We start from the raw sequence: 13,621 nt of genomic DNA, 5'->3' as shown, positions 1-13,621 counted from the left end.
AAAGAAAACAACAACGTTAATTTGTTGTTGTAAATATTTGCTCAAGTTTTTTAATAGCTCAATCCTCAATTAAGAAAGTAAAAGTAATTGCTCTTGTATTTTTATTCTTTTGATATACATCTTTTATTTCATAAGAATGAACACCCTTAATTGAACTAATTTTTTCAATGATATTAGTTACAGATTGATTATTTGAAAGTTCAAATGTTATATCTCTTGTCTTTATAGGTTCATGACGATAATTGATGAAAGCATTTTTTTGATTTGATAATTTAGACAATTCTATTTCAGCAAAGTAGGCATTTGAATTTATTAATTTTGGATGAATTTTAGCAATATATCCAATCATTTTGTTATCCAAATATATTTCTGTTGATGCATTTGGGTTAAAAATGTCTTTTGAACTAGGTTTAAATTCTAATTTTTTATTTGTTAATGAGATTATATCCATTTTAATTTCTTCAAAAGTTTTTTGATTTGATGTGATGCCAAGAACATCCATTTTTCTACCGATCATGCCTATATCAAAATATGAACCTTTTTCAAAACCTTGTTTTTTATTGTATATTAATGTTTCGTTTAAATTATGAATAAAAGATAATCTTATTTGAGAATGATCGTAATTTTTTGATTCACTAGCATTTAATACTTCATTAATATCGAAAGGGTTAAAGATATTATCTTCAGGTTTAATTAATGTGTATGTTCTAATGTTTGAATAATTTTTTGCTGCTAGTATTTTATTAACTTCATATGTTTTATTAACTTCATAATTTAATCTTGATAATTTAGGTTGTTTAAGTGGAAAATTATCATATCCATAAAATCTAAAAATTTCTTCCACAAAGTCTTGCATATTTTCTAAGTCATATCTATAACTTGGGAAAGTAGCGGTTGAATTATCAGACTTAAATTTAAAATCAAGAATAGATAGTTTATTAATAACTTCTTCGTATTTTTTGCTTTTAACAATATTGAAACCAGCAAATTTGTTCAAATATGATTTATCAATTAAAATTGTTTTTTTGTGAATTTTAGGAGGGTTAATTAGTGCTGAATAATCCGTTAGATATTGTGCTAAAAAATTATAAGCAAGAATAATTGATCCTTCTGATATTTCTCTGCTTGCTCTTAAGGATGAATTAGTATTCATTTTAATTTGTTTAGCGTTTTTTCTTACTTCCATTATATTGAATGAAGCAAGTTCAAAAATAGCTTTTTGACTTTCTTTTTTAAATTGTTTATCTTCAAAACCAATTGTTGCTGCTAATGATATTGGAGTATTACCATTAAATATACATAGTCCATTATTTATTGAAATATCTTTATTTCCTAAGATATTTATATTACCTGAAAAATGATCTACACTAAATTCGTTTGATTCCAAGTCTTCTTTGTTATAAACATGACACGGAACTCCGGCAAAGATTAATACTAAATTAGTTAAATCGACAGCATTTGAAAAGGTTTTAATGCCATGTTTTCATAGTAACATTTTTTCATTAATTGAGCAATCAAGATTTATATTATTAGCTTCCACTAAAGAGAACGAATTTGTATTTTTTAACTTTTTAACTACAAAAGATGATAAAAGATTTGGAGAGGCTTTTTTTGGTCATTTAATTTCTGTTTTGAAATAAGCAGCAAGCTCCTTAGCCATTACTAGGTATGATTGTGAATCTGCTCTGTTTGATAAAATAGAAACATCAATCATATAATCATCTAAATCAAAATAAGAAATTGGATCAATATTCAAATCAATCTTATCTAATTGAAAAATACCATCGCTAAATTCTTCAGGAACAACCGATTCATCAAACCCTATTTCAGATAATCCAACAAACATTCCTTCAGAAACTATACCCTGCATTTTTCTAGGTTCAAAGACCAAATTTTTGCTTCTAGATCCAGGCACAAAAGACATTACATATTGTCCGTCTTTCATGTTTGTGGCAGTTGTTTGAATTATTGCTTTATGTCCATCTCCGTATTCAACTTCACAAACAGTTAAACGATCAGCTTGAGGATTTTTATATGTTTTTAAAACACGGCATAACTTTATTCCTTCAACGTCTGCAAATTTATGATATTCTTCAACTTCAAAACCAATAGAATTAATTGCATTAACTACATCTTCTATTGAATGATTTTTAAGATTTGCTAATTTACATAAAGTTTTATATGAAAATAACATTCTTGCCTCCTATTTAAATTGTTTTAAAAATCTTTTGTCGTTTGTGTATAGTTCTCTAATATCATCAATTCCGTATTTAATCATTGTTATTCTTTCAATACCAATTCCAGCAGCAAATCCGTTCATTGTATTTGTATATCCAGCAGCTTTTAAAACTTTTTCGTTCAACATACCAGCTCCCAATACTTCGATTCATCTATTTTTAAAAAATACATCAACTTCCACACTAGGCTCAGTAAAAGGGAAATAAGAAGGTCTTAATCTAATTTTTATTTTTTCTTCTAATACATATGAAAGCATTTCCTGTAAGGTATACATTAATGAAGAAAATGATACATTACCAACACTAACTAAATCTAATTGAGTAAATTGATGTGTGTGTGTTCTATCTTCTTCATCATTTCTATAAACTTTACCAATTGAAAATTGTGAAAATTCTTCGTTAGCATATAGTTCGAGTGCACGAGCACTAATACCTGTGTTATGTGTTCTTAATAATTCTTGTTGATTTAGGTATAGTGAATCTTGCATTTCTCTTGCAGGATGTGTCGAAGGTATATTTAAGTTTTCGAAATTATATTTATCATTTTCAATTTCAGAATAATTTAGTTCAATATATCCATTTAATAAAAGTCATTCTCTAAATCTTTGCGACACTAAATTAATTGGATGTATCGATCCTTCAAATTGAACAGGAGTTGCAAAATCCACAAAATCATTTTTAAGTTTTGTTTGAATTTCGATGTTATTAATTTTTTCTTTTGCAGCTTCAAAAAAATCTTCTGCTTCTTTTTTTAGTTGTTGAATTTTTATACCAATTTTTGGTTTGTCTTCTTTACTTGCAGTTTTTAATTGTTCCATCAAGTCTTTTAATTCAGCAGAATTGTTGAATTGATTTTTTAACAGTTTTAAATCTTCGATATTTTTTATTTTGTCTAAATCAAACATTATAATTCCTCCTTATTATTTTTAATATTATCTCAATACTTATTTATTTTTTCTTCTCAGCCCTGTTGCTGTTTAAAATAAGCTTTAAATTTTTTAAGTTCATCAGGTAAGTATTGCTGTTTTACTCAGTTGTTTTTAAAATCGTGGGGATATTGATAATTTATTCCTCTATTTAGTTTAACTGCCGAAGAATAATGGGCATCTTTTAAGTGTGCTGGTGGTTGAAATATATTTCCAGTTTCTAACTGATTTTTTATGCTATTTATTGCTAAATATGTTGAATTAGATTTCGGTGATAGTGCTAAGTTTAGGATTGCAAATCCAATTGGTAAATATCCTTCTGGTAGTCCAAGTCTTTCAAATGCGGAGATAGCTTGATTTGTTTCGACTCCAATTATTGGATTAGCTAAACCTATATCTTCATATGCTACACATAACATTCTTCTAAATAAATCATCCACATTTCCAGTTTTTAAAATTAGCAAGCCTCAATATAATGATGCATCAGGGTCCGAACCACGAAGAGATTTATGAAATGCACTCAGTAGGTTATAATGACTATCACCATTTTTATCGCTATAAAAATTATTCGAAGGAACAATGTCCTTTATTATGTCTAAAGTTACATCTTTTTCGTCAGTAATCTTGTCAATAAGTTCAACTAAATTAATTGCGCTTCTAAAATCACTATTTGATACTGACGAAATGAAATTTTGTATTTCATTATTTTTTAGTCAATTTAGATTTAAATCATTTGCAATCTTAGTTAATCTTTTTTTAATATCATCTTTTGTGGGTGAATCGATTTCAATTACGTGTGCTCTAGAACGCAAAGCCGGATTAATTTTAAAATAGGGATTTTCTGTTGTGGTTGCATACATTGTAATAAAACCATCTTCTAAATAAGGAAGTAAGATATCTTGTTTATCTTTATTTAGTCGATGTATCTCATCGATTATTAAAATGTCATTATTCTTTATTTTTATTATTAAATCTTCTTTTTTTCCAATAGCAGCATTAAAATAATCATAGTTTGCATTCAAGGAATTAGCAAGTATATTTGCGATTGTGCTTTTTCCACTTCCGGGTGTGCCATAAAAAATAAATGAAGAATAATCCTTATTTTTTATTATTGATTTGAATAATTTATTTTTTGAATTATTACAAATAAAATCATCTAAATTATTTGGACGTAACTTGCTAGCTAGATTAATTTTCATGTATTTAATTATAATAACTAAAATAAAAAACTATAAGAAATATTTCTTATAGCCCAAAGAGAAAGTTCAAGTGCAACACAATGCCTTGGGCTTTTTTTATTATACATTTTATTTTTTTAAAATTAATAAATCAAAAAAAGTAAATAGAAAATATTCATTTTTTCAAATGAAGATAAGCATAATTTTATTATGTTAATTTTTGTTAATAATAATTATTTAATATATTCTAAATAGGTTTGTAATGGTGTCTTCCAATTTAATATTTCCCGCGTCATATTATTTATTTGGTTAACAACTGAGTCAAGTTTTTCTTGAGTTATAGTATTAAAGTTAAAACCTTTTTTGAATTCTCTTCTCAAAATTCCATTTCAATGTTCATTTGAGCCTCTTTGAAAAGATGCATAAGGTTCAGCTCTATAAATCTTTATATTTAATCATCTGGCTAAAATACCTATTTTTTCAAATTCAATACCATTGTCTACTGTTATTGTTTTTACTTCTAATTCATTATCTCTTATAATCTTTTTTAACTCTGAATTAATTATATTTGGTGATTTGCTTTGTATTATTTTTGCAAACCCTATTCTTGTTTTTCTTTCAGTTAAAGTTAAAACATTATTATATCCATTGGCTCTCTTTCCTAAAACTAGATCTGCTTCTCAGTGTCCAAATTCAAGTCTTAAATCTATAGATTTAGGTCTAGTTCATATTGGAAAAACATAATCAGCAGATTTTACAAGCCGTTTTATTACGGATGCTGTTCTTTTACCACCTTTTTTATAATATTGTCTTAATTTATCGTACTTTTTTATAACTCAATTATTAGTGTTTATTCAATTAAAAACCGTTCTTAAAGAAGGACAACAGTGTTTTGTGCTAGTTTTTATAAAATTATATGTTGACTTTATACCAAAAAACTTTTTGTCATATTTTTGTAAAAAAGCGTTAGAAAAATTTTTGAATTTTTGGTTATCCACGAATTTAAAATAATACTTATGTCTTGATCTTTCTCTTGTTTTTAAACTAGCGTGTTTAAATTCATAAGTTCCAAAACTATTTGTATTCCTCTTTATTTCTCTACTTAGGGTCGAAACACTTCGCTCGATTAATCTCGAAATCCTACGAAGAGAATAATTTAACTTTAAATAATTTTCAATAATTATTCTTTCATTATCTGTTAAATGGTTATATTTTTTTATTGTATAATTCATATGAGTTCCGTTCCAATGGAACTTTTTCTTTTTTAATTAATATAAAAAATTCAAGTTCCACATCTAAATTTTACTTTAAACGTGTTGCACTTGAATTTTCAATTTAGGCTATAAGAAATATTTCTTATAGTTCTTAAAAAATATACTATTTTTGTTAATTTTGATGTTTTTGTATCATTAATGTTAAACCACTTATAACTCCAAAAAATCTTGTTAAGAAGATACTTGATAATGTTAATCAAAATGCGGCTCATTTTTTGGCTTTAAAGGTAAATACCGCAACAACAATATTCGTAATAAACCCAAATGCTAAAAGAACAACAAAAGTTATTAACGAAATTAAAAATAGTGATTCAAGTCTTTTGATTTCTTCAGTTTCTCCCTTAGTCATTAATTTTGCTAATTGTTCATATCTTTCAACATTGTATTTGTCTTGCATTTCATTTTGAAATTTAATTGCAAATACTAAAATTGTTATAAAAAATGCAAAACCTAAAATTGAAAAAATTGAAAATAAAAATTGTCATGCTCCTAATTTTCTAAGTTTCATTTTTATACCTTTCATTTATTTGTTTTATGAATATATTTTAAATTAAATAAAAAATAAGCACAAAAAATTGCACTTATTAAAATAAATTTATTTTGTTTCTTGTGTAGTTTCAACTACTGGTTTTGATTCTTTTGCTACAGGAGCATCTTTTTTAACAAATTCTTTTTTAACTGGTCCGATGTAAGGTAAGATTGCAACTAATCTTGCTCTCTTAATTGCTAATGAAACAGCTCTTTGGTGTTTAGCACATGTTCCAGTAATTCTTGAAGAGATAATTCTTCCTTGTAGATTTACTAATTTTGATAATAGTTCTTCATTTTTGTAATCAACATAAACAACAGGAGATTTGCTTAAACAAAATTGACATGGACGTTTACGAACGAATGGTTTTTTGCGTACAATTCTTGCCATAATTTTCCTTAAATTAAAAATCTCATGATAATCCATCATAAACAGTTTCAGCATCAGTGCTGTCTTGCTCATCGATAGGGTTATTTAAAATATTATTTTCTTCATTAGAAATACTAAATTCTTTTGAGTTATTTTTTCTTCTATTTTCTGATTGTTCTCTTGTTTCAAGAGATTGAATTCTTTCAGCATTAACAACATAGTTATTTACTAATTGACCGTTTTGATCAGTTGTTTTTGAAGATTGAAAAGTACCTTCAAGTAGTAAAAGTGATCCCTTATCCATAAATTTATTGATAAAAGAAGCGTTTGATCTTCATGCTACACATGGGATAAAATCTGCAACTGGATCTGTGTTGGGTGCTGAGTATGTTCTTGTTACTACGATTGTAAATCTTGAATATTCAACATTTGAAGCAGTAACTCCCTTAAAAGGTTTTGAGGCTAATCTACCTATTAAAATAACTTTATTCATAAGTATCTCCTAATTTTTAAAAATATAAAACTAAATTATTTTTCTACTTGTTCTGTTTTTTTAACAAATGTCTTTCTTGATTCAGTTTTTCTTTCTTCTGTTGTTTCTTTGTTTTCTGATTTATCTGAAGGTCTTCTGTTTTCAAAAATTCTTTTTGTAAATCTTTTTTGTTTTCTAGGTTTTAAACCTTTTTCTGAATTTAAATTAATGATTAAAGATCTTAAAATTGTTTTATCAATATTAAATTTTCTTGTTAATTCCTTAATTGATTCAGGTTGTGCTTTTGTTAAAATTAAGTAATATGAAGCACGTGTTAATTTGTTAATTGGGTATGCTAATTCTGTTCTTTCTAATCTTTCGAATTTAGTGTTTTTTTCGTCTAGAACTGAAAATAAAAGTTCTTTTACACTTTCTTCTGTAGATGTAGGGTTTACTAGAATCATAATTTCATATTTTGACATTATAGTTCTCCTTTTGGACTTTTGGGTCTTTATGACCAAGGAGTCTCACCCTTTGTTAATATAAATTTAAAATATATTTTAACTCAATAATTCTACAATAAAAAGTCTTATTTTTTATAAATATAAAAAAATACAGCTTAATATGCTGTATAAATAAACTCTAATTGTTCATTTTTTCAATTATTTTTTGGGTTGTTTTAAATGAAAATTTTGAAACATTTTCGAGTTCCTTAATCCCAAATTTTTTGACAAACTCAACACCTAAATCAATTATTGAATTACTTGCCCCTAATTTAAATTCAAAATTATTGTACTTAGTTTTTAATTCCTTCATTTTTTCTAAAAGAAAGTATCTAGCTAAAACGGATGCACAAGCTACAGATAAAAATTTTTCTTCTGCTTTTGTTTCTAAAATTAAGTTGAATTCTAATAATTTGCAAGATTGTAAAATGCCATTATTCTCAAGTGTATCAATATGTTTTTTTAAGTTTGAAATACTTGCATATTGGTCGATTACTATTGGTAATTCCTTATTAATTTGTTGATTTAATTGAGAAATTGAATTGTAGTGTATTAATGTTTTAACTGAATTATTATTAATACCGACCCTTATTAATTTGTTATATCCATCCTGTGTTAAAGTGGTAACCTTAAACATTACTAAGTTATTATTTATTATATATTTCGCGACATTTTGAATTTTTTGATCGGTCATTTTTTTGCTGTCTTTTATTCCTAATTCCTTAATTGCTTCAAGATTTTTTTCTGGAATAAAACAAGCTACAGAAACAACAGGGGTGAAGTAATCACCAACCCCCGTTTCATCAACACCGATATATTCAAGGTTATCTATCATATTTTATTTGTTTTCTTCGTCAAAAAAGTTATCAGCTTTTACCATATTTAATTTCTTTTTAGCTTCATTTTTTTTATCTTTAGCCATTTGAATAAATTTGTTTGGATTCTTTAAAAATTGTTCTATAAAGTAACCTACTGCACCTTCTTTATTTGTTTGAGGCATTACTACTGTAGCAGCTTGCTTAATAGCTTTCTCAGCATTTGCTGGAGCAACTCCTACATTTCCTATTTCATACATACTTAAGTCGTTATATGAATCACCAATAACAATAGTGTCGTCGATATCGATGTTGTAATATCTCATCATTAATGAAATTACCTTACCTTTATCAACACCGATTGAGGTGATATCAAATACTGGACTTAATCCTTCACCTTTAGATCATGATGAAAATTCTCCTAAGTCCCCATATCTTCTTTTTAGATAAGTCAATAGTTCTAAAACATTTGTAGTTGGTTGACAATCAAATACAATTCCAGTAGGTTTTAGAGGAAGTTTTTCTAGGTTTATTGATTCTCTAAATTTAGTTGCTTGATTAAAGCCAAAAACTTTTTCAAGATTTGGATCTCTATGCATTAATTGAACTCAATCAGGTCCTTCAATTGCATAATTTGAAATTTCTTTTTTAACTTTTTCATCTCCTAGAATATATAAAACTTCATTTAAGTCCAAATAAGTTATTGCGGGTATAAAAAACGGATCCGCAGGGTTATGAATGTGAGCACCATTGTAGTTACCAACAATTGCATTAAGTCCTAATTTTTGATAAACAGGCATAGTGCTTCTTCAAGGTCTACCTGTTATTATTGAAATAATATGTCCTTCACTTACTGCTTTTTTAATTTGTTCTTCAGTTTTTGGATGAATTGTCCCAGCTCCTGAATCAGCTAATAATGTTCCATCAAGATCGATGGCGAATAAAAATCTTCTTTTTTGTGATTGCTTATTAAAAGCCATTTTATTCCTTTCAGTTTTTATAAATGTATAAATTTTTAAATATAAATAATAATTATTTATTTTACTATATTTATTAAATTTCTTTTTATTTTAAGAATATTACAAATAAAAAAAGAGGATTTATAATCCTCTTAAAATTATTTTTTAGTACCAAAAACACGGTCTCCTGCATCCCCTAATCCAGGTAAAATATAATTATTTTCGTTTAGTTTTTCATCCTTTGATGCAAGATAAATATCAACATTTGGATGTTCTGCAGTTATTTTATCAATTCCTTTTTCGACACCAACCAAACAAATAAGTTTTATGTTTGTAAAACCTAATTTTTCCAGCTTATATATAGCATCTGATGCCGAGGTTCCTGTTGCAAGCATAGGGTCGACAATAATAATGTAGCTATCTTTTGGAACTTCGGGAATTTTAAAGAAATATTCAACAACTTTGGCAGTCTCTTCAATTCTATACATACCAATATGCCCAACTCTTGCTTGAGGCACTAATTCCAAAATTCCATTAACCATTCCTAAGCCAGCTCTTAGGATAGGAATGATAACTATCTCCTTATCTAATTGTTCGCCAGCAAATGTTTCGCCAGTCGGGGTTTTAACTACTAATGGTTTAGTTTGATAATCTCTTAACATTTCATAAACCATTAGTGACGATATCTCATCTAGATTTTGCCTAAATTCATTATGCGTTGTTTCCTTATCACGCATTTTAGTTAATTTAGCATTTATCAACGGGTGCTGAAAAATTTTAACCATATTTTTTTCCTACTTTTTTACTTCAATATTATTATTAATAGTTTGAACTATTATCTACTTTTCCTTCAATTATTGTTACAGATTTAGATGTTCCTAATCTACTTGCTCCTAATTCAACCATTTTTAGAGCATCTTCGCTTGATTTTATGCCACCTGAGGCCTTAATTAATAAATCGTCTTTTGCAATTTCTTTCATTATTTTAACATCATCGAATGTAGCTCCTCTGTATGAAAAACCAGTTGATGTTTTAATAAAGTCAGCTCCAGATTGTAATACTATTTCTGTTGCTTTTGCAATTTCTTCGTTTGTTAAAAGAGCTGTTTCAACAATAACCTTTAATACTTTATTTCCACAAACTTCTTTTATTGCTTTAATTTCGTTTAAAACGTATTCATATTGTTTATCTTTAAAACGTCCAACGTTCATTACCATATCGATTTCGTCAGCACCATGTTCAAGGGCAATTTTGGTTTCAAAAACTTTAACGCTTGTAACATTGTATCCAAGTGGAAAACCGATAACAGTACAAATTAAAACATCAGTTTCTTTTAATTGTTCTTTAGCATATTTAATGTATGAGGGAGCTATACAAACAGATTTAAAATTGTATTTTTTTGCTTCTTCTATTAATTTATCTATATCTTTTGTTGTTCCTGATTGACTTAAAAATGTGTGGTCAATTAATTTATTTAACATTTTTTACTCCTAATTTCTTTCAAAATTATATTTTATATTACATCAATTTGGTTAAAACTTCTTTAATCTCAAAAGGTTTGTTGCTAAACTCTATTTTGTTTAATAAATCGTTAGATAAATTTTTATCAATAGGTTTTGAAGAATAAAGTGTAAATAGAACATCATTTTTATTTACGTAATCATTAGATGTTTTGTTTAAATAGATGCCAGCTTCAAAATCGATACTGTCTTCCTTTTTACTTCTTCCGGCTCCTAATTTCATCGCTACTAAACCAAATTCGATAGCTGAGTTTATTTTTAGATACCCTTCATTATTTGAGATGATCTCGTGCTTATATTTCGGGTTAAATCAATCCTCTTTGTAAATTTCTTCTACAAGTCCATTTTGTGATTTTATTCACTCATTGAATTTTTCTAAGGCCTTACCATTCTTAATAATTTCGTCTATTTGTTTTTTTGCTTCTTCTTCACTATTTGCTTTATTAGCTAATAATAACAATGTAGCTCCTGATGAATAAATAATTTCAGTAAAATCCTTTGGACCATTCCCTTTTAAAGTTTCAACAGCTTCTAATATTTCAATTTTGTTTCCGATTGCTCTTCCTAACGGTTTTTCCATATTCGTAATTTCAACAGCAATCTTTCTATTTAATTTTTTTCCTATTTGAATCATCAAATTACCAAGTTTTTTAGCTTGCTCTAAATTTTTCATAAATGCACCATTACCACATTTAACATCCAACAATATGCAATTTGATCCAGTAGCAAGTTTTTTAGACATAATTGATGAAGCTATTAGAGGGATAGATTCAACTGTTCCTGTTACATCTCTTAATGCATATATTTTTTTATCTGCCGGAACTAGTTTTTCATTTTGTCCAACTATTGCCATCTTGTGATTTTCAACAACATTTTTAAATTCTTTATCACTTAATGAAATATTGTATCCACTGATTGATTCTAGTTTATCCAGTGTCCCACCTGTATGTCCTAAACCTCTTCCAGACATTTTAGCTACTGTTAAGCCTAGTGCAGATAAAATAGGGCATAATACTATACTTACTTTATCTCCAACCCCGCCAGTTGAGTGTTTATCTGCAATTGTAGTATTTAGATATGATCAATCAATTGTATCACCTGAATTTATCATAGCGTTTGTTAGATAAGATGTTTCATCTTCGTTTAATGAATTTAATCTAATTGCCATTAATAGTGCAGATGCTTGATAATCTGGAATATTTCCATTTACATAGTTTTCTATAAAAAAGTCAATTTCTTCTTTAGTTAACTGTTCTTTATTAGCTTTTTTATTAATAATATCTATTATTCTCATTATTGAAAATCCTTAGCAACTGAAAGAGCTAATTTCATCATATCATTAAATGAATTTTGTCTTTCTTCACTAGTTGTATATTCATGTGTTACTAAGTTGTCAGAAATTGTTAATAATGTTGCAGCTTTCTTATTTAATTTTTCAGCAACTGTAAATAGTCCGTACGCTTCCATTTCAACACATACAGCCCCACCAGATTTTTCTATTCTTTCTTCGACGCTTTCGTCAGCATAAAAAGCATCCTCACTTAATATACGATCAAAATGTACATTCATATTTAGATCTCTAGCATTTTTAAGAATTAATTCATTTAATTCGTGATTTGGTATTGAAATATTATTTTTATCGCCTTTTATTATTGAATTTCTAAAAGCATTACTTTCGCTGTAAGCAGATGAAGCTAAAACTATTTCGTAATTTTTTAAATCTGCTTTAAATGAACCAGCAGAACCTATTCTAATAATGGCTTCAACTCCGTATTTATCAAATAATTCATATGAATATATTCCAATTGAAGGCACACCCATTCCTGATGCACAAACTGAAATTTTATTGCCTTGATAGTATCCAGTATACATAAAAACGTTTCTTACATCTGAAACTAGTTCAACATCTTCTAAATAATTATCGGCAATATATTTTGCTCTCAAGGGATCTCCGGGCATTAAAACCAATTTTGCAAAAGCTCCTTCTTTAGCGTTTATATGAGGTGTCATATTTTTCTCTCCTTAAAAAACTTAATTACATTAGAATTTTATTACAAATTAATCGATTAGTTTGTTTTATCTAATAATATAGATAAAAAAACTAGCAAATTTCTAGATTCTTATTGATTAATGTTGCACCTTCATTGATTAAATCAATATTTTGATCGTTGTTTAAATGATCATTAAACAGTAAACATTCAATATCTTTTCCTTGATCTAAAAATTCATTTATAACACCATTAAATTTTTTATCTAATGAAGAAAGCAAGATTAATTTTTTGCTAAAACAAGCATTAATTCTATTTCTTGCAATAAAAGAATTTTTTGTACAGTGATATTCATCCGGATATTCAGATATAAATAAGCAATTCTCACTTTCGAATTCAGCAAGATTCAAGTTTTTAATTCCTCATTCTATTCCACAAGGAAGTAATATAACAATCTTAGATTTATTTTTAATTAATCTTTTTAAAATCTTTCTTTCCAACCCATTTCAAAACAGATTAATAAAGGTAATATTATCTTTGTTTTTTAAGGAATTAATATATTCATTAATAGATTTAGTTTCGTATGAACCTGTTAAATATATAAATTCTTCCTGGATGTTTAATAGGTTTAAATTTCCTTTGTAAAATAAGACAAACGGAGGCTGTTTTATATTCAACAATTTTTTTGGATATTGTTCATCTAAGATAGTAATAAAGTTTTTTCCTTTTTTGAATTTTTCATTTAAAAATAAGTTAAATTCTTCTTCTTTTATTTCTTCTTTATTCTTAATTGCTTTGTATACTAAATTTCAATCGCCTTATATTTATAAACTAAAAATAATAATATTTC

The 13,621-nt window shown here is 27.0% G+C and carries 15 protein-coding genes; all 15 read right to left on the bottom strand.

The window, feature by feature from the left end; all coding sequences use genetic code 4:
- Positions 1-16: 16 nt before the first annotated feature.
- A complete protein-coding gene (locus V2E26_RS02325) occupies positions 17-2,194 on the bottom strand; it encodes a phenylalanine--tRNA ligase subunit beta (protein ID WP_330463269.1) in 2,178 nt (725 codons plus the stop codon).
- Between the two features lie 9 nt (positions 2,195-2,203).
- A complete protein-coding gene (gene pheS, locus V2E26_RS02320; RefSeq protein ID WP_330463268.1) occupies positions 2,204-3,142 on the bottom strand; it encodes a phenylalanine--tRNA ligase subunit alpha in 939 nt (312 codons plus the stop codon).
- The gene (locus tag V2E26_RS02315) at positions 3,142-4,362 is read right to left on the bottom strand and encodes a replication-associated recombination protein A (RefSeq protein WP_330463267.1); all 1,221 of its coding nucleotides are present in this window, start codon (positions 4,360-4,362) and stop codon (positions 3,142-3,144) included. The genes pheS and V2E26_RS02315 overlap by 1 nt, the downstream gene beginning before the upstream one ends.
- A gap of 212 nt (positions 4,363-4,574) precedes the next feature.
- Positions 4,575-5,573, bottom strand: a complete 999-nt coding sequence (locus V2E26_RS02310; protein WP_330463266.1) for an IS30 family transposase — start codon at positions 5,571-5,573, stop codon at positions 4,575-4,577.
- Positions 5,574-5,727: 154 nt separating this feature from the next.
- Positions 5,728-6,123: a hypothetical protein gene (locus V2E26_RS02305; RefSeq protein WP_330463265.1), complete on the bottom strand. Its 396-nt coding sequence runs from the start codon at positions 6,121-6,123 to the stop codon at positions 5,728-5,730.
- Between the two features lie 87 nt (positions 6,124-6,210).
- Complete coding sequence (gene rpsR / locus V2E26_RS02300) at positions 6,211-6,534, bottom strand: 30S ribosomal protein S18 (RefSeq protein ID WP_330463264.1); 324 nt, start codon at positions 6,532-6,534, stop codon at positions 6,211-6,213.
- 13 nt (positions 6,535-6,547) lie between these two features.
- Positions 6,548-7,006 (bottom strand): single-stranded DNA-binding protein, encoded by a 459-nt coding sequence (locus V2E26_RS02295; protein ID WP_330463263.1) that lies wholly within the window; start codon positions 7,004-7,006, stop codon positions 6,548-6,550.
- A gap of 35 nt (positions 7,007-7,041) precedes the next feature.
- The gene (rpsF, locus tag V2E26_RS02290; RefSeq protein WP_330463262.1) at positions 7,042-7,467 is read right to left on the bottom strand and encodes a 30S ribosomal protein S6; all 426 of its coding nucleotides are present in this window, start codon (positions 7,465-7,467) and stop codon (positions 7,042-7,044) included.
- Between the two features lie 160 nt (positions 7,468-7,627).
- Positions 7,628-8,323, bottom strand: a complete 696-nt coding sequence (locus V2E26_RS02285) for a ribonuclease HIII (RefSeq protein ID WP_330463261.1) — start codon at positions 8,321-8,323, stop codon at positions 7,628-7,630.
- A 3-nt stretch (positions 8,324-8,326) separates the two neighbouring features.
- Positions 8,327-9,283, bottom strand: coding sequence for a Cof-type HAD-IIB family hydrolase (locus V2E26_RS02280; RefSeq protein WP_330463260.1), 957 nt, complete (start codon positions 9,281-9,283; stop codon positions 8,327-8,329).
- Positions 9,284-9,420: 137 nt separating this feature from the next.
- A complete protein-coding gene (gene upp / locus V2E26_RS02275) occupies positions 9,421-10,047 on the bottom strand; it encodes a uracil phosphoribosyltransferase (protein ID WP_330463259.1) in 627 nt (208 codons plus the stop codon).
- A gap of 34 nt (positions 10,048-10,081) precedes the next feature.
- Complete coding sequence (gene deoC / locus V2E26_RS02270; RefSeq protein ID WP_330463258.1) at positions 10,082-10,744, bottom strand: deoxyribose-phosphate aldolase; 663 nt, start codon at positions 10,742-10,744, stop codon at positions 10,082-10,084.
- Between the two features lie 37 nt (positions 10,745-10,781).
- A complete protein-coding gene (locus V2E26_RS02265) occupies positions 10,782-12,077 on the bottom strand; it encodes a thymidine phosphorylase (protein ID WP_330463257.1) in 1,296 nt (431 codons plus the stop codon).
- On the bottom strand, positions 12,077-12,793 hold the full coding sequence (gene deoD / locus V2E26_RS02260) for a purine-nucleoside phosphorylase (protein ID WP_330463255.1): 717 nt from the start codon (positions 12,791-12,793) through the stop codon (positions 12,077-12,079). The genes V2E26_RS02265 and deoD overlap by 1 nt, the downstream gene beginning before the upstream one ends.
- Before the next feature lie 91 nt (positions 12,794-12,884).
- On the bottom strand, positions 12,885-13,448 hold the full coding sequence (locus tag V2E26_RS02255; RefSeq protein WP_330463254.1) for a DNA-processing protein DprA: 564 nt from the start codon (positions 13,446-13,448) through the stop codon (positions 12,885-12,887).
- Positions 13,449-13,621 lie beyond the last annotated feature (173 nt).

The organism is Metamycoplasma gateae, from assembly GCF_036352135.1.
Classification (GTDB): Bacteria; Bacillota_I; Bacilli_A; order Mycoplasmatales; family Metamycoplasmataceae; genus Metamycoplasma; species Metamycoplasma gateae.
The sequence above is the reverse complement of the archived record's forward strand: the minus strand, read 5'-3'. Positions and strand labels throughout refer to the sequence as shown.